Origin of the sequence: Cytobacillus luteolus, from assembly GCF_017873715.1 — a bacterium.
Taxonomy (GTDB): Bacteria; Bacillota; Bacilli; order Bacillales; family Bacillaceae_L; genus Bacillus_BV; species Bacillus_BV luteola.
In genome coordinates, this window is the sequence record NZ_JAGGKM010000001.1 from 138,493 (window position 1) to 155,966 (window position 17,474).

A 17,474-nucleotide genomic window follows, 5' to 3' on the forward strand; every position below is an offset into this window, starting at 1 on the left:
TACTCTTTATATCTTCTATTTTAATAGATATAAAGATATATAAATTATTTGTAAAATTAAAGGGAGGTCAAACCATGCTAAAACGCTTTACTTTCTTATTTTTATCCGTGTTATTATTCGTTGGGATTCTAGCAGGCTGTTCTTCAACTGAAGAAACAACGACTGAAGACAAACCAAAAGATGATGCTAAACCAGCAGATAAGACTGAAGAACAAGTAACATTAAACTTCTTCCAATTTAAAGTGGAGATTGCTGATCAGCTTCAAAAAATGATTACTGAGTTTGAGGCAGAGCATCCAAATATTAAGGTTAAGCTTGAAACTGTAGGTGGAGGCGCTGATTACGGTGCTGCTTTAAAAGCGAAATTCGCTTCAGGTGAAAAGCCAGATATCTTTAACAATGGTGGATTTAAAGAGCTTGAGCTTTGGAAAGAGCACTTAGCTGATCTTTCAAACGAGCCTTGGGCTGGGCACGTTCTTCCAATTGGTAAAGTACCAATGACAGATACAGATGGCAAACTATATGGAATGCCAGTTAACTTAGAGGGTTATGGTTTTATCTACAATAAAGACCTATTTGAACAAGCAGGAATTACTTCACCACCGGGAACAATTACTGAGTTAAAAGCTGCTGCTGAAAAATTAAAAGCTGCAGGTATTACACCTTTCTCTGCTGGATATGGCGAGTGGTGGGTAATTGGACAGCATTTACTTAACATCGGTTTTGCACAACAAGACGATCCAATTGCATTCATCGAAGGACTTTATGATGGATCAGAAACATTTGTAGGAAATGAGAAATTCCAACAATTTAAAGAAGTTCTAGATACAGAGATTGGTTTTGCTAATGATAATCCGTTAACAACAGATTACAATACGCAAGTTACACTATTTGCTTCAGGTCAAGCAGCAATGCTACAACAAGGTAACTGGACTGAAAACATGATTTACGAAATCAACCCAGACATGAACATGGGCTTCCTACCAATTGCAATTAGCGATGATGCAGATGCTAACCGCTTACCAGTTGGTGTACCAAATAACTGGGTACTAAACAAAAACTCTGAGAACCTAGAAGAAGCAAAACTATTCCTAAACTGGATGGTATCTTCTGAAACAGGTAAACGCTACATCACAGAAGAGTTCGCATTCATCCCAGCATTTGACAACATCGAACCAACAGGCTTAGGAGCACTAGGTCAATCAATCCTAGAATTCTCTAAAGACGACAAGACAATCCCTTGGACTTGGTTCAGATGGCCAGACGGAGCAAACAAAGAATTCGCAGCAACCATCCAAGAATACGCTGCTGGAAGAATCGACTACGACACAGTCCTAGAACGATTCCAAGCAACGTGGGATAACCTAAAATAAGAAATACAAAAACGGATGAAAGCATGTCGATACAATGACGTGCTTTCTCTTTTACCTCTTACTATCTTAAAGAGGTTTGTTTAAAGTTTGACTTCTTAATTGATAAATGGCAGACAAAACTACGAGACTCCTGCGGGAATGCAAGTGATGTGAGACCCCGCAACGAAGAATGAGTGAGGAGGCTCACAAGCGGCCCCGCGGAAAGCGAGTAGTTTTGACTGCCATTTATCTCACTAAAACACCAAAGAAAACACTACCTCTAAAAGCCCCAACACTTTATACTTTAACTAAGGGTCCCTAGGAGGTCACACATGATCAAAAAAAGCATACGCAACAAACTAATCGTCCTACTACTTCTAACAACCATCATCCCTTTTGGAACATCCATCGTCATTACCTATTTTCACACGAAAAACTACCTAGAAGACCAGGTCGTAAAAGAAAATAGCAACCTACTATTCCAAGGGAGAGTCAATCTAGAAAACTATATTAACGAACTAAACGGTTTAACTCTATCACTCTACAACAACCCGGATTTCATGAACTACTTACGAAATTCCAACAACACCAATAACTACTTAACTATTGGAATCGTAAAAAACGTCATGCAAACGATTTTATACGCCGAGGATAATATTAATTCGGTCTCGCTCACCTTTGCTGAAGATAATCGAATTGTAGCGGCATCCAAGCGATCAACCGTTGTATTTTCAAGAACGATTAATAACGAAAAGAAAGACATCTTTCAAAAGGCAAAGGAAAGCCCTTTTAATATGTATATTGAACCGGTGAATGTCAACGAAGCTAGGAACAAAACTATCTCGATTCACCGCTCATTTACGAATGTTCCATCAGATGAAGTACTTGCGTACATAACACTGGAAATTACTCCAGAAAACATACTGGAAATTAGTAGTAACTTATACAACGAGGGTTCAGAGGAGTTTTATTTGTTATCTCCAGAAGGGACTCTCATTTACAGTTCGAATGCTGACATCTCACTAAATGAGAAGAACCAAAAATGGATTGATAAAATGATCTATTCCAATCAAGAAAAAGGTATGCTCGAATGGAAAGAGGACGCTTTTAATGGGGTTATGATTTATGATCGTATCCCTGATTCTGCAGGAGGCTGGTATCTAGTCAAACGCGTTCCTTACACGACATTATATGAAAGTGCCTTTAATGTCGCAAAAATTAACATCATGTTTGGGGGCATCGGCCTATTACTCGTTATTTTAGCAACCTTATTCGTATCCTTTAAAATCACATCACCAATCCGAATTCTATCGCAAAATATTCAACAAGTAGAAGAAGGGAAGATGGAAGTCCAATTTGATTCACTAGGGCAAGATGAAATCGGAATTTTAGGCAATCGTTTCAAACAAATGGTTGAAAAAGTAAATCATCTGATCAACCGGGAATATCGCTTACAGCTTGAAAATAAAACAAATCAATTAAAGGTCCTGCAATCTCAGCTTAATCCGCATTTTCTATACAATGCATTGCAGTCAATTGGTACGGTTGCTTTAAAAAATAACGTCCCCCAAATCTATACACTTGTGACACACCTTTCAAAAATCATGAGGTATGGAATGAATATGGAGGAAGATATCGTTCCGTTAATTAAGGAGATTAATTATACAAAAGCCTTCCTTCTTCTACAAAAAGAGCGTTTTGGCGAGCATCTCCACTATACAATTGAGCTAGAAGAATCAATATCCAATGTGGCTGTACCAAAGATGCTGCTTCAACCGATTATCGAAAATTATTTTAAACACGGCTTTGATATAAGAGAAGGAGTCGGAAGCATAAATATAGAGTGTAAGCAGGATGAGGACGATTTAGTCATTACTGTTTGTGACAATGGGGTTGGAGTATCTGACCAAAGGCTGAAGGAAATCTATCAGTATTTTGAGGAAGGTAAGCGAAACAGAGATGAAGAAGAATCAAATATCGGGTTGAAAAACGTCTATGTTCGCTTAAATCTATATTATGAAGATCGTGCTAGCTTGCAATTAACGAATCTAGAAAACGGGGGCTTTGCCGTAACTATTAAACTCCCAATCCATGAGGAGGGTATGAAATGAAAGCAATCATAGTTGATGATGAAAAACATGTTCGAGAGGGTTTGATGTTATTGGCCAATTGGGATGAGTTTGGAATTACAACCATTCTTGAGGCGCAAGATGGTGATGAAGCTATGAATCTCATTTCGGAGCATAACCCTGAGATTATTTTTACAGATATGAGAATGCCTAAAGTGGATGGTATCTCTCTGTTAAAGTGGCTTCACTCTGCTAACCTTTCTAGTAAAACGATTGTTGTAAGTGGACATGATGATTTCGAATATATGAGGAATGCGATTTATTATAATAGTTTTGATTATATCTTAAAGCCAATTGATCCAGAGCTCTTAAACGAAGCTCTTGAGAGAGCGGTAAATGAATGGAAGAAGGAAACCTCTTTTCTTGGAGATGCTGAAGAAATTGTAGTAGACTCTAAGGGTGAGGAAGAAGAAACGAGCATGAAGAAAATTGGGGAATACTTAAAGAAAAACTATCAATACGAAATTAATCTACAGGAGATTGCTGATTGTTTTTACTTAAGTAGAGAATATATTTCGAGACGATTTAAGCAGGAATTCAATGAGACGATTACGGATTACCTAACACGAATTCGAATGGAAAAAGCGAAGGAAATGCTCAAGAATCAACAGCTCAAAATTTATGAAATTGCGTATCAAGTAGGGTATCAAAATGAAAAATACTTTAGTAAAGTGTTTAAGAAATTTGTAGGGTGTACTCCGAACGAATATCGGAGCTCTACACTAACATCAGGGAGGGTAAACCATGGTTAAAGTTACAGTATGGAATGAAAATCGTCATGAACAAAAGGATCAAGAAGTTAGAGATGTTTATCCAGAAGGTATTCATGGCGCAATTGCGGCATTTTTAGAGAATGAAGACTTTGAAGTAAGAACAGCTACACTTGATGAAGCTGAGCACGGTCTAACAGAGGAAGTTCTAAATTCAACAGATGTGCTACTTTGGTGGGGACATATCGCCCATGAAGAGGTACAAGATGAGATCGTAGAGAGAGTAAAACAACGAGTACTTGATGGAATGGGATTGATTGTTCTACACTCAGGGCATTTTTCAAAGATCTTTAAAACATTAATGGGTACCTCTTGTGACTTAAAATGGAGAGAAGCGAATGAGAAGGAACGCATTTGGATAGTGGACCCAAGTCATCCAATTGTAGAAGGCTTAGGAGAGTATATTGAGCTTGAGCGAGAGGAAATGTATGGTGAGCACTTTGATATTCCTGCTCCAGATGAGTTAGTGATGGTCAGCTGGTTCCAAGGCGGAGAAGTGTTCCGAAGTGGCTGCACATACCGTCGCGGAAATGGTAAAGTATTTTACTTCAGACCAGGACATGAAACATATCCAACATATTATAATGTTGAAGTTCAAAAGGTCATTTCTAATGCTGTGAAATGGGCAAAGCCTACAAATAATACGAAGCCGGTTTATGGAAACGCGAAGCCACTTGAAAAACTAGATGGTATGAACTAAGGGAGGTTTTCTAGATGGAAAAAATTAAAATTGGTGTCATTGGCTGTGGAAGTATTGCAAAGCACCGTCACTTACCAGAGTATGCGACAAACGAATTAGTTGAAATTGTAGCAGTTTGCGATATTGTTGCCCAAAGAGCTGAAGAACTAGCCAATACATATCAAGCACGTGCTTATACGGATTATAACGAGTTATTGGCGAGTGAGGACGTGGATGCGGTTAGTGTATGCACACCTAACTATCTACATGCCCCGATTTCGATTGCTGCACTGCAGGCAGGCAAGCATGTATTATGTGAAAAGCCAATGGCTACTTCTCGTGAAGAAGCGGAGGCAATGATTGCGGCTGGCGAAGCAAGCGGTAAAAAGTTAATGATTGCACATAACCAACGTTTTGTTCCTTCACATCAAAAAGCAAAAGCACTCATCCAAAGTGGAGAGTTAGGCAAAATTTATAGCTTCCGTTCAGCATTTGGACATGGTGGTCCAGAGGGCTGGAGTGCAGATGGTAAGGATAGCTGGTTCTTTAGAAAAAGTGAGGCATTCATTGGTGCCATGGGTGATTTAGGTGTACATAAGACAGACCTACTTCGTTTCTTACTAGGAGAAGAGTTTGTTGAGGTTGGTGCTTTTGTTGAAACAAGTGCCAAAGAAAATTCAGATGTAGATGATACAGCTGTATGTGTTTTAAAAACAGAAAGTGGAGTTGTTGGTACATTGGCGGCAAGCTGGTCTTATGTGTCAAAGGAAGACAATTCAACGATTATTTATGCTGAAAATGCAATTCTTCGCTTAGAAGATGATCCAACCTACTCACTAATTGTTCAATATAAAAATGGTGAGGTTGTCAAATACGAGCTTGGTGGGATTCAAACAAATGACGAAGGCGGACAAAAGAGCTCAAAAGTGATTGAACATTTTGTACAAGCGATTGCACATGATGAACAACCATTAGTAACTGGAGAAGAAGGAATGAAATCCCTTCAAGTCGTGCTATCTGCATTAGACTCTGCAGAAACGAAACAGATTGTCAGAATATAACGAGGTATAACAACATGACTAAATTACGAGTAGGTTTTATCGGTGTGGGTGGGATTGCGCAAAGTCGCCATATACCAGCCTTTATAAAGCTATCAGATAAAGTAACAATAGTTGGTGTCAGTGATGTTAATGAGGAAACCGCGAAAAGGGTTGCCTCAGAAAATCATATTCCCAATGTCTATGCAGATTATCGTGACATGTTTAAAGATGTTGATGCAGTTACAATCTGTACACCCAATAAATTTCATGCAGAAATTACGGTTGCAGCCCTAGAGGCTGGCGTACATGTGTTGTGTGAAAAGCCAATGGCAATGACAACGGCAGAATGTGAAGCAATGCTAGCTGCCTCTGAAAAGTCAGGAAAGGTTTTAGCCATTGCCTACCATTACCGTTTTATGAAGGAGACACAAGCTGCTAGAAGATTGATTTTAGAAAATGAAATCGGCAGTCCGATGGTGGCTAGAGTTAAGGCATTAAGACGAAGAAAGGTGCCAGGCTGGGGTGTTTTTACAAATAAAGACCTTCAAGGTGGCGGAAGCTTAATTGATTATGGTTGCCATTTCCTTGACTTGTCGATGTGGTTATTAGGTCAGCCTGCTCCAATCCAAGTAACAGGCACAACGTACAATCGCCTAAGTAAGATGCCTGATCAAATCAATCAATGGGGCAGCTTTAAACACGAAACCTTTGAAGTTGATGATCATGTGACGGCATATATCAAGTTTGAAAACGGCGCTTCGATGTTATTTGAAACGTCGTGGTCAGCTAACATTAAAGACGATGAAGAAAGTGTCAGTATTTCAGGTGAAACGGGCGGAATTGATTTATTTCCGTTAGAAGTGAATCAGGCGAAGAATGGCATGCTATTATCTAGCAAAGCAGACTGGATTCCTGGTGAAGAAGACCCTGGTTTGCCACAAGCACTTAATTTTGTAAACAGCTGTTTAGGATTAGAAGAGCTTGTCGTAAAGCCTCATGAAGCGTTGCAAGTAACGAAATTGATTGATGCCATTTATAAAAGCAGTGAAACAGGAGAAAGTATCCGAATCTACTAGGAGGTTACTCTGATGAAACTAGGTGTGTTTACAGTATTATTTTCACAAAAGAACTTCATTGAAATGCTAGATTATGTGAAGGCAGCAGGACTCGATGCAGTTGAGATTGGAACGGGTGGCTATCCTGGAGATGCTCATTGCAAGCTAGATGAGTTACTCGAAAACGAGGGTGCTCGTAAGGAGTATCTAGAGCAGGTGACTTCAAGAGGGTTAACGATTAGTGCATTCAGTTGCCATGGAAACCCGATTTCTCCAGACAAAGCGTTTGCTGAAGAGTCAAACCAAGTACTTTTAAAAACAATAGAATTAGCAAGCTTATTGAACGTACCGGTTGTTAATTGTTTTTCAGGAACAGCAGGAGACCATGAAGGTGCAAAATATCCAAACTGGCCAGTGGCTCCATGGCCAAATGAGTTTGGCGATATTTTAAAATGGCAATGGGAAGAAAAGCTTATTCCGTATTGGAAAGAAGTAGGGCAATATGCGAAGGATCATAATGTGAAAATTGGCCTTGAGCTTCACGGTGGATTTTTAGTACATACACCATATACAATGCTCAAACTTAGAGAAGAAACATGTGATGCGATTGGTGCAAACCTTGATCCGAGTCATTTATGGTGGCAAGGAATTGACCCTGTAGCTGCTATTAAGATTCTAGGCAAAGCGGGTGCCATCCATCATTTCCATGCCAAGGATACATACATTGATCAAGACAATGTGAATATGTACGGTTTAACTGACATGCAACCATACGGAAATGTTCAAACACGAGCATGGTCGTTCCGTTCTGTAGGTTGTGGTCATAGCCTGCAGGAATGGTCCGATATGATGAGTGCGTTACGTACATTTGGTTATGATTATGTGGTTAGCATTGAACACGAAGATCCAATCATGTCGATTGAAGAAGGCTTTATGCGAGCAGTGAATAACTTGAAATCGATTATTATAAAAGATCAGCCAACCGATATGTGGTGGGCATAACAAAAGGGGGAAGAGGGAGCTCTTCCTTGTTCACATAGGTCATAAAAAAATAGCTTGTCGTGAGATAACCCTCTCGACAAGCTAGATAGAGATAAAACTATTTTACATTTCCTTCCTTAGCAATCCAGTTCCCTGTAAAGTGATTTTTACATTTACGTCAAACTCAACTTCAGGATACATACTAACCCATTCTTCCCAATCATCTTCATTAAAATGAGTAGCACGATAACGTAGACCAAAACCAATTGGATCAACTTCTTTCTTTTGGAATTTGGTCAAAAGTTGAACTACCTTTTCTTGAAATTGCTTTTCTCCTTTTTCCTTATAATCATTTAAGTTTATGTTATCTAAATCTACCATTACTTCCTCGAGAATACCCTCCAGGGTGATATCAACCCTAACTTTGTTCTCGCCAGTTGACTCCGAAACAATCTCGAAGTTGGTTTCTGCTTCATCTACTGCGATGAAAAATGAATCCTTGTCTTCGTTCTCTTTAACTTGTAAATTGCTGTTCTGTGTGCGATTTAGAAGAATATTAAGGAGTTTGGTTTCTTCCGATTCTAAGGTCATTATTAGCTTTTCATTATTAAATACTGCAGCCTTATTAATCTGAAAATACATATCTTCCTTCACTTCTAATATTGGTAATATGGGATCTAAACCATTCTCAGTAATCCGCTTTCTAAAATCAAACAAATACTCACTAACAATGTAATCTGATTCGGTTCCAGTCAGTCCAAAAGACATAAACAAAGCGTTAGATGGTAATCGCTCTACCTTCCGATCTAACTTAAGGATAGCTTCTGCGCTTGGTTTGCCAATTCCAACCCAAGCAACCTTTTGAATGTCACGCCGCCGCATAAACCAATCCAAGAGCTCTCCGACATCTTCCTGTAAGATCTCTTCATTTAGAATAATGGCTTTGGCATGACTAAAATCAAGCTCCTTATCGACCTTTGTTTTTATCATTCGAACAGCATCTGTTATTGATTTGCTTTCATGTTCTGAGACAATGAACTCTGGATCTCCGGCCTTAAAATCGGAAGCGGGTATGGCGATTTTTAACAATATCTTAAATTTATTCTCTTTACTTTCAGCCGGATCAATTCCAATTGTGACTACATATGATCTTTTATCAATATCTTTATAGCCGCATGAAGTTAAAAATAAAAGGATAGCAACCAGGAAAAATATCTTGCTCAATGTTTCTAAGAGGCGATTCATATTTTTTTCCTCCTCGCTAGGAAAAACATAAAGATGACTAGGAACACTTCACCTGGTAACCTTACATTTAACCATAACTGCCCAAATGTGAATATTTCCTTTTCCCTGAGGTTCTGTTCTAAGAGTAATACAGCACATAAAAACAAACCCAAGACTATCCAGTGAAATATTTGGTTAAATCTTTCATTATCAAGCTTAAACATACTTTTAATAATTTCATAAGCTACATGCCAATGGATAGCAACGCTTATCATAGATATACCAACGTACAAAAATATGAATAATGTAAGCACTCGTTCAATTGGTCCAAACTCAATGCTTAAGGTATCAGCCGTAGTGACCCATGGAAAGGTTAAATCCCCTACACCGTCTGCCCCCCAAATACCAATAGGAATAAAAAATGTGGTGAATAGGTTGATTGATCCTAATATTGGTACGAACCATAATCTTTTCATTATGATTTTCTCTTTAATTACACGTTTAAAAATAATTAAATTAGTATATCCAGAAAAGACAAAGGTTGATGCTGCTAGAACATTCAATGATGGAACTTCCCAAAAGTGAGTGCCTACCTCTTTTACTGAATCCCAACTTATATAATTATTGGTGTAGGCTTGAAATAGGATTATAGCAATTAAAGGGATATTTGTTATAAAGACAATTTCCATCGTATATAGAAGGCTATCTGATTTTAGTCTTACGAGTAATAAGATTATAAAAATGGCAAACACGGATACCATATTGACTCCTGAAATGTCAGGATTAACGAATCGAATTGTCACATTATTAAAAGCCAAAAGAGAAATAGCTCCAGCGCCAAACCACATTACACTAAAGAACAAAAGGAAAAAGACTCGAAACCACTTTGGAACAACTTCAAGAATCTCAGGAATCCCTCTATCTTCAAATTTATTAATAGATGCTGTGAAGATAAAAAGTAAGGTACACCCGATGAAAAAACCCAAAATGATTCCCATTACAGAGCCTTCAAATCGTTCTTGGATTAATATATTTGGTACATATAGAAACACGTTTACTAGCATATTTAAAATAATTAGATAGTAGAAGTATCGGTTCAATGGTTAACCAACCTCCTTTTTTGAACTATCTGGGATTAAAAAGAGCTTCAGGTAGGGTTGCCCATAGCTTCTAAGGTTTGTTAAATAACCTATCAAACCTATAATGCCGACAATTAGTCCAATCATTCCAAAAAATATGGTTAAGGTAAGAATAAGATATTTAACGTACCTCATCGCAAACATCATTGCGTTTATCGGTATAACAAAATTCGAAATAGCGACTGCTGCAACAATGATAATCATTACATTAGAAACGAGGCCAGCCTCAACTGCTGCTTGTCCTAAAATTAGCCCGCCTACTGTTGTTGCAGTTGAACCAATCGACTTTGGCAAACGAACACTCGCTTCAGTTAACAGTTCCATCATTAACAGCATCATAAAAACCTCTAGAAAAGCTGGATAAGGGACACCTAGTCTACTTCCAGCAATACTGAGTGCTAACTGAACACGGAAAAACTCTGGATTAAAAGCAGTCACTCCAACATAAAAGGCCGGTAATAAAAGACTAATGAAAAGTCCGATATAACGAAGAGTAACGGTAAACTTGCTAATCCAAAAGGATTGGTACACATCTTCCATTGATGACATAAAGTCATAGAAAACGGCAGGAGCAATAAGGGAGAAGGGCGTTCCATCAATTAGTATAACAACCTTTCCTTGAGCTAAATTATAGGCAATTCGATCTGGCCTCTCCGTAATCATCATGGTTGGAAAAAGGGTTCTTTTTTTCTTCGATAATTTTTTATGTAACTGTCCTGCAGCTTGAAGTGTATCCACATCAACCTTAGCTAAGTCTTTTTCTATATCCTCTATCAGCTCTTTTTTTGCAATATTACGATCGTACATAATGGTTACTTTTGTTTCTGATAACCTTCCAATCTTTGTTTCCTTTGCTATTAAGGTTGGTTGGGGGTATCGGTAACGAATTAAGTTAATATTAGTTGCAATCGATTCGGTTAAAGCATTTTGGGGACCTTGGATAACCGTTTCAACAGTTGATTCAGAAATATTGTTAATAAATACTTGCTGAAGTTCTATTAAATAGATTTTTGAATTAACAAAAAGGCCAACTGAACCCCTCATTAAATGACTCAATATAACCTCTTGTTGTTGTTCTTCCTTTTTATTAGCTAAAGATTCAAGGTAGACATCAAACTCTTTTTCATCCATTTCATAGAAGGGCTTAAGTAAAGTTTGTTGTAGCTTTTTCTCATCACATAAGCTATTAATATAAATAATTTTGGCAGCGTTATTTATTGTCTTTACTTCTTGAAATACAATATCCTGTGAAGGTCCTAACTGCTCCAAAAGCCACTGTTGTATTTCTTGTGTAGACACTTCTCCACCACCCTCTCACCTTAAAACTACGTATTATCTTTGTCTCCATTTAGGACTAAGAGTATACAGTTTATTACAACCTAATATCCTTATTGCTATCATTCACTTGGGCTGATACCATAAATGAAAAGGGTTAAGCGGTAGGGGGAGAAATTGTGAGGGAAATTGTAAATAAGGCTTTTCGATATTTAGTATTCGTTTTTTTATTTGTTGTCTTTGTAAAATTTGATTATCTTATTGATTTTCTTTACTTAAATGAAATGATGCTTTATATGGTTTATATTTTAGTGCTGATTGCGCTACTATCCTTTGTAAGATGGTTGGATAGATGGATGGGTACTGTACACTATAAGTTTCCTATTCAACTAATTACTTGCTTTCTACTAATCTTGTTCTTAATCCATGAAATGTTTACACCATATTTCTACACGGATCATTCCTTAAAGGAAACTGGACTTGAAAAGATTGAAATGTATCATGAATTATCGAATGAGGAACTTAGTGTCGTAGAGCGAGCTAAACTTGCTGAAGACGCATTTATAAAGATACAGGCCCATGCCTATTCAGTCGGGCAATATCCTGTTGATCTAGTAGAGAAGATTGAAGTAATTGACTTGAAGAGGAACTATTATCAATACGAGTTGACAGTAAAAGGTGAACATAACGGAATTGAAAAAAGATATACATACACATTTGAAAAAGAGGGCTTTGTGTTTAAAATAAGTGGTTTTGCTGTTGGAAACTAATAGGAGGGAAAAAGTACATTACAAGACTTTACTATGTAATGTACTTTTGTTTTGTGAAATTTTAGCGCTTACTACCGGCATCTGTTCCTTTTAAATAACTGTCACCAGGCCTGTTTTGAAGCTCCTGATTGATATTGTTAGTTCGTGATCCTTGATCGAAATTGTTATTTAGCTCTTGATTTCCTTGACGTTGGACTTTTGTGTTTTCATCATTTTGTATCTGGAAGTCACCTGCCGCGCAGCCTCCAAGTGCAATAACTAATAACGTACCAACAAGTAAAGATAAAAATGCTCTTTTCATAATTTCACTCCCAAAGTTTAACGTTTGCTTTTATATTTAGCCTATATGGGGAAAACTATGTATAAATCATGTGGTGACACGATACTGATAGATGAGAGGAATGTTGTTTTTTTAAAAAAAATATCTGAAAGAGTGTTGCAATCTTCGACATGATTCGATATAATAATTATTGTTCACTTCTTAAGTTAAAGGAAATTGATTTTTGGGGTTGAAATTATAAAGAGAGATTGTTATAATTTTCACATAATTAAATGCGGGTGTAGTTTAATGGTAAAACCTCAGCCTTCCAAGCTGATGTCGTGAGTTCGATTCTCATCACCCGCTCCATACATAGGTATCAACGCAGTGTTTCGTTTCGAAGAAAACGAGGCATTGCGTTTTTTCATGCCTCGAGATGTATGGACCACTTATGATAAAATAGAAAAGGTCCCAGTTCCACCATTCACTTGGGTAAACATATCCATGAGTGACTGGACTAATTTTTCACATTGTTCAACAGATAAGGATGGCCTTAGATAAATAACTTGAACTGCATTTTTGGTTGCTTCAGTAACAGCTGTACGTTCGGAATCAACAAAAGGACTGCCGAATGGCCCTGTAGAGTCACCCGTTAGTAGTTTGTTTTCCATATTGATTAGTCGACCATTGATACCGGTGTATTCATCACCTGGTTTTCCAACTTTAAGCTCAATCTCACCATTTATTTTATCCGCATCATAGATACCAATGGGAACTTCATATTGCAGTGAAAAGAAGTTATTCAAATCAGCAGCTGAGTTAATGGTATGTAAGTAATCTTGTTTTTTAATTCGACGGTATAATGCTTCAATGGATGGACGATAGCGACTTGGGTCTGTTCCCACTTTTTTAAAAATGGCTCTCCACTCCTGGATACCCTCGATATCTGTAACAGCTTTATCTTCTAAATCAAAATAGATTGATTCTTGAAATAGCTGTAATCTTCCTTTTAGCATTTGTGGAGATTCACTAACCGTAATTGATGAATAGTGAATCACGCCGACCTTAAAATTAGGTACAAGGCTTTTGATATCTTCTGAAACCTTTATTTCCATAAATTTTCCCTCCAACTATTGTTATTAGTAGTTTACCATAGGGAATGTGAAGAAAAGAAACGTAAAGAAAGGAGGTTTTAATAATGGACGTAATAACTTTAAAACAAGAAATCATCGAATATAGTAAAACGATTGGCATTGATAAAATTGGGTTTGGAAGCGCAGATGTGTTTGAAGAGTTAAAGGAACGATTAAAAGTTCAACAGCAACTTAACTTCCAATCAGGTTTTGAAGAATCGGATATCGAAAAACGTACTAACCCAGAGCTTTTATTACCAAGTGCAAAGTCGATTATTGCGATTGCACTGGCTTACCCTTCGAAAATGAAGGATGCACCTCAAAGTACAAAGGCTGAGCGCCGAGGTATTTTTTGCCGAGCTTCATGGGGAGAGGATTACCACCATATTCTAAGAGATCGTCTTCAAAAGCTTGAAGCTTTCATTCTAGAAAAAGTGCCCCATGCAAGGTTGAAATCAATGGTTGATACGGGAGAACTTTCTGACCGAGCAGTTGCAGAACGTTCTGGCATAGGCTGGAGCGGGAAAAACTGTGCCATCATCACACCAGAGTTTGGTTCATATGTGTATTTAGGTGAAATGATCACAACCATTCCGTTTCCACCAGATACACCGATTGAAGACCAGTGTGGAACTTGTAATAAATGTGTTGAGGCATGTCCAACCGGAGCACTCGTTCAAGGTGGACAGCTAGATTCCAATAAATGTGTTGCCTTTTTAACACAAACAAAAGGTTTTCTACCAGAGGAATATCGAGTGAAAATAGGTAACCGCATATATGGCTGTGACTCTTGCCAAACAGCCTGTCCGAAAAACAAAGGCTTGGATTTTCACCTGCACCCTGAGATGGAGCCAGACCCAGAGGTTGTTAAGCCATTACTAAAGCCTCTTTTACAAATTAGCAATCGTGAGTTTAAGGAAACATTTGGTCCAATTTCAGGTTCATGGCGAGGGAAAAAGCCAATCCAGCGAAATGCGATTATTGCGCTAGCTCATTTTAAAGATGAGTCGGCCATTCCTGATTTATTGCAGGTATTGAAAGAAGATCCTAGACCAGTGATAAGAGGTACGGCAGCTTGGGCACTTGGTAAGATAGGCAGGGAAGAAGTGCTAGAGGATTTACAAAAAGCGAATGAACGGGAGAAAGATGAAGAAGCGCAAAGAGAGATTACTGCGAGTATTCAGGTTTTGTTGGAAAAAGGGCTCGCTTGAAGGGTTTTATTAGGACACGGATCGCGGTATAAAGGAAAGACAAGTCTGAGTGAGAGCTTTATTGGGACAGGTTGAGTGGAGTAAAGTGTGAACCAGTCCGAATAAGAGCAGGATTGGTACAGGTTGAGTGTTTCAAAGAGTGAACCAGTCCGAATAAGTGCTGCATTCGGACTCATTAAGAAGGAAAAAGAAGTCCGAAAACCCCACTATCCCATTAAAAAATACACATAAGAAAATGCTGTTGAAACCAACTCCAACAGCGTTTTCTTATGTTATTTTACACCTTAGCAAACCTAAATTTAAGCATCCAGCCTTTTTCGAGAAGAGTTAATAGCAGGTGTGATCGCTTTATTTCCAAACGCCCTTGCGAGTCCAAATAAGGGCATATTTCCATAAATAGATTCCGATTTTCCCTTAGGCACAATATAGGTTTCATGATAAATGCCCACTGCATCGTTGTTTCGCACTTTTTCATTAAATGATTTCCAAGCCTTCATGTGAGTTGGACCTTTTGCGTATGCAAGGAGACCGTCCTCTGATTTCCAGTACTGAACCATTAGAGATGTACGTAATCCAAAGAATGTTTCTAGTGACAAAAATCCTGTGTCCCTATTTGTATATAATTCTTGAATCATTGGTCCCATTGCTGAGAAAACAGGAAACCATTTGTGAATGGCCCACCATTTGTTAATGCGCATTCCAATGATAAAAACAACAATTTTGTCTTCATTCTGAGATGTGTACCGTCCGCTAAAAATTTCTTTTCCCATCATTATTCCTCCTTCAATGACGAAATCGTATACTCACACCAATCAATTCCAGCTTGTGTGGTGCGCTTTCCATAATCCAATGTAAAAACCCAATATTTCGCATCAGCACTAGTAGATGAATGTTCCAAAATCATCTTCTCAATCGATCGATAGATAGTAAGTCTTTCTTTTAACTTTTCTAGGTATTGTCTTATTTGTTGGGTTGTAATTTCATTGCTTTGATGGCGACTAAAAAATAGCTTTAGCAGTACTTCATTTTTTTCGAATGGAATTTCTTGAAGTGGAGACCTTAACCAATCCTGAAGTGCGGCCTCTCCATCAGCAGTTAAATAATATTCCTTTTTATCAGGCTTTCCTTCTTGGGGGGTATCTAGGACCGTCGCTAAACCTTCCTGTACTATGAGCTTTAGATTCGGATAGATTTGACCATAGCTTATTTTCCAAAAATGATTAAGGCTATTATCAATCAGTTGCTTAATCTCATAGCCCGAATGACAGCCGGTGGTTAATAAACCAAGAATAGCGTACTTTGAATAGTTTTCAGCTTTCATAAAAACTCCTTTTGTATATCTCATTGATATATATCATTTAGATATATAATACTACTAGCTTTATTGGAAGTAAATGGTTAACTTTAAAAGTTCTGCACAAATATCTATTCGCCAAAAGTTTCACTCATTCTCCCTAAACTTCGTTATATACATAATCTAGAAGCTACTTTTTCTAAATCTTTAGAAGGTTGGTGATCTTCCTGTCTATTAAAGAAACAATCCTACAATCTGTTGAGAATAAAGTGCAGGCCTATGTTGGCAATTCACGTGCACATTTAAAGGAAGCTGATTTAGACCTAATTGATCGTAAAAAAGAACTAGCCCACAGTAGAAATGCTGAAATTGTAAAGTGTCGGGCAGAAGGGCAAGTAATTAGTAAAAACAAAGTAGATGACCAGACTTATTTAAATTACCTCGTTCACTATCAGTTTTTATTGAATCAAAATGAAAGACTCTACCTAGAAGAGGTTTGTGAAGAGAGAAGAGCTATTTTTCAAGGAAATGAGCTCATTAATGATGAGGAAATACAAAAGCAAGAAGAAGAATCCTTCCATGAAACCCTTGAAAGAGATGGAAGTGAATCAGAAGATACAAGAGGCTTTAAGTACAACCGATTAGAGGCTGTGAGGTATGCAGAACAATGGTGGAATAGTTACAATCCAAAATACAAAAAGTTCGAGGTCGATTGCACAAATTATGTTTCTCAATGCTTACATGCAGGCGGCGCACCTATGACAGGTTATCCGAATCGAAGTAAGGGTTGGTGGATGAGAAGCAATAACTGGAGTTTTAGTTGGTCAGTTGCGCATGCTCTTAGATGGCATTTAAGTGGAGCAAAATCCGGACTGAGAGGTAGAGAGGTAAGTTCACCAGAGGAGCTTATGTTAGGGGATATCATTTGTTATGACTTTGAAGGAGATGGGCGTTTTAACCATAACACCATAGTTGTTGCGAAGGACGAAAATAATATGCCTTTAGTGAACGCGCATACCACGAACAGTCGAATGAGATATTGGGAATATACAGATTCAACAGCCTACACGCCGAACATAAAGTATAAGTTTTTTACGATTGTCGATGATGATTAGTACTTTTATAGCTTTTGCCAAAAGGTGTATAATAACACCGAGGTGAAT

17 protein-coding genes and 1 tRNA gene are annotated in these 17,474 nt (G+C 37.9%); 11 read left to right on the forward strand and 7 right to left on the reverse strand.

Annotated features, from left to right (window positions below; genetic code table 11):
- Window positions 1–74: 74 nt before the first annotated feature.
- From J2Z26_RS00770 to J2Z26_RS00800, 7 genes are all read left to right on the forward strand, one after another.
- A complete protein-coding gene (locus J2Z26_RS00770; RefSeq protein ID WP_193537457.1) occupies window positions 75–1,373 on the forward strand; it encodes an ABC transporter substrate-binding protein in 1,299 nt (432 codons plus the stop codon).
- A 311-nt stretch (window positions 1,374–1,684) separates the two neighbouring features.
- On the forward strand, window positions 1,685–3,463 hold the full coding sequence (locus J2Z26_RS00775; RefSeq protein ID WP_193537455.1) for a sensor histidine kinase: 1,779 nt from the start codon (window positions 1,685–1,687) through the stop codon (window positions 3,461–3,463).
- On the forward strand, window positions 3,460–4,233 hold the full coding sequence (locus J2Z26_RS00780; RefSeq protein WP_193537453.1) for a response regulator transcription factor: 774 nt from the start codon (window positions 3,460–3,462) through the stop codon (window positions 4,231–4,233). The genes J2Z26_RS00775 and J2Z26_RS00780 overlap by 4 nt, the downstream gene beginning before the upstream one ends.
- Window positions 4,226–4,951 (forward strand): ThuA domain-containing protein, encoded by a 726-nt coding sequence (locus J2Z26_RS00785; protein WP_193537451.1) that lies wholly within the window; start codon window positions 4,226–4,228, stop codon window positions 4,949–4,951. The genes J2Z26_RS00780 and J2Z26_RS00785 overlap by 8 nt, the downstream gene beginning before the upstream one ends.
- Window positions 4,952–4,965: 14 nt before the next feature.
- Window positions 4,966–5,991 carry a Gfo/Idh/MocA family protein gene (locus J2Z26_RS00790; RefSeq protein WP_193537449.1) on the forward strand — a complete coding sequence of 342 codons (1,026 nt, stop codon included), beginning with the start codon at window positions 4,966–4,968 and terminating at the stop codon, window positions 5,989–5,991.
- Between the two features lie 14 nt (window positions 5,992–6,005).
- Window positions 6,006–7,046 (forward strand): Gfo/Idh/MocA family protein, encoded by a 1,041-nt coding sequence (locus tag J2Z26_RS00795; RefSeq protein WP_193537447.1) that lies wholly within the window; start codon window positions 6,006–6,008, stop codon window positions 7,044–7,046.
- 12 nt (window positions 7,047–7,058) lie between these two features.
- Entirely contained in the window at window positions 7,059–8,027 is a 969-nt protein-coding gene (locus J2Z26_RS00800; RefSeq protein WP_193537445.1) for a sugar phosphate isomerase/epimerase family protein, read from the forward strand.
- 102 nt (window positions 8,028–8,129) lie between these two features.
- On the opposite strand, the gene J2Z26_RS00805 is transcribed toward J2Z26_RS00800, so the two are convergent.
- From J2Z26_RS00805 to J2Z26_RS00815, 3 genes are read right to left on the reverse strand one after another with little or no spacing between them, the layout of a single operon-like run.
- A complete protein-coding gene (locus J2Z26_RS00805) occupies window positions 8,130–9,251 on the reverse strand; it encodes a Ger(x)C family spore germination protein (RefSeq protein ID WP_193537443.1) in 1,122 nt (373 codons plus the stop codon).
- Window positions 9,248–10,330: a GerAB/ArcD/ProY family transporter gene (locus J2Z26_RS00810; RefSeq protein ID WP_193537441.1), complete on the reverse strand. Its 1,083-nt coding sequence runs from the start codon at window positions 10,328–10,330 to the stop codon at window positions 9,248–9,250. The genes J2Z26_RS00805 and J2Z26_RS00810 overlap by 4 nt, the downstream gene beginning before the upstream one ends.
- 3 nt (window positions 10,331–10,333) lie before the next feature.
- The gene (locus J2Z26_RS00815; RefSeq protein ID WP_193537439.1) at window positions 10,334–11,668 is read right to left on the reverse strand and encodes a spore germination protein; all 1,335 of its coding nucleotides are present in this window, start codon (window positions 11,666–11,668) and stop codon (window positions 10,334–10,336) included.
- A gap of 155 nt (window positions 11,669–11,823) precedes the next feature.
- Here J2Z26_RS00815 and J2Z26_RS00820 point away from each other — a divergent pair, with 155 nt between their 5' ends.
- Window positions 11,824–12,414: a hypothetical protein gene (locus tag J2Z26_RS00820; RefSeq protein WP_193537436.1), complete on the forward strand. Its 591-nt coding sequence runs from the start codon at window positions 11,824–11,826 to the stop codon at window positions 12,412–12,414.
- A 61-nt stretch (window positions 12,415–12,475) separates the two neighbouring features.
- On the opposite strand, the gene J2Z26_RS00825 is transcribed toward J2Z26_RS00820, so the two are convergent.
- Entirely contained in the window at window positions 12,476–12,715 is a 240-nt protein-coding gene (locus J2Z26_RS00825) for a hypothetical protein (RefSeq protein WP_193537434.1), read from the reverse strand.
- Between the two features lie 253 nt (window positions 12,716–12,968).
- On the opposite strand from J2Z26_RS00825, the gene J2Z26_RS00830 reads away from it, so the two are divergent.
- Window positions 12,969–13,042: transfer RNA gene (locus J2Z26_RS00830), tRNA-Gly, on the forward strand.
- An 80-nt stretch (window positions 13,043–13,122) separates the two neighbouring features.
- On the opposite strand, the gene J2Z26_RS00835 is transcribed toward J2Z26_RS00830, so the two are convergent.
- Entirely contained in the window at window positions 13,123–13,788 is a 666-nt protein-coding gene (locus J2Z26_RS00835; RefSeq protein WP_193537432.1) for a B3/B4 domain-containing protein, read from the reverse strand.
- A gap of 83 nt (window positions 13,789–13,871) precedes the next feature.
- On the opposite strand from J2Z26_RS00835, the gene queG reads away from it, so the two are divergent.
- On the forward strand, window positions 13,872–15,017 hold the full coding sequence (gene queG / locus J2Z26_RS00840) for a tRNA epoxyqueuosine(34) reductase QueG (RefSeq protein ID WP_193537430.1): 1,146 nt from the start codon (window positions 13,872–13,874) through the stop codon (window positions 15,015–15,017).
- Between the two features lie 299 nt (window positions 15,018–15,316).
- Here queG and J2Z26_RS00845 read toward each other — a convergent pair whose 3' ends face one another.
- On the reverse strand, window positions 15,317–15,787 hold the full coding sequence (locus J2Z26_RS00845) for a DUF4188 domain-containing protein (RefSeq protein WP_193537427.1): 471 nt from the start codon (window positions 15,785–15,787) through the stop codon (window positions 15,317–15,319).
- Window positions 15,788–15,789: 2 nt separating this feature from the next.
- A complete protein-coding gene (locus tag J2Z26_RS00850; protein WP_193537711.1) occupies window positions 15,790–16,338 on the reverse strand; it encodes a PadR family transcriptional regulator in 549 nt (182 codons plus the stop codon).
- Window positions 16,339–16,526: 188 nt separating this feature from the next.
- Here J2Z26_RS00850 and J2Z26_RS00855 point away from each other — a divergent pair, with 188 nt between their 5' ends.
- A complete protein-coding gene (locus J2Z26_RS00855) occupies window positions 16,527–17,426 on the forward strand; it encodes an amidase domain-containing protein (protein ID WP_233459417.1) in 900 nt (299 codons plus the stop codon).
- Window positions 17,427–17,474: the final 48 nt, after the last annotated feature.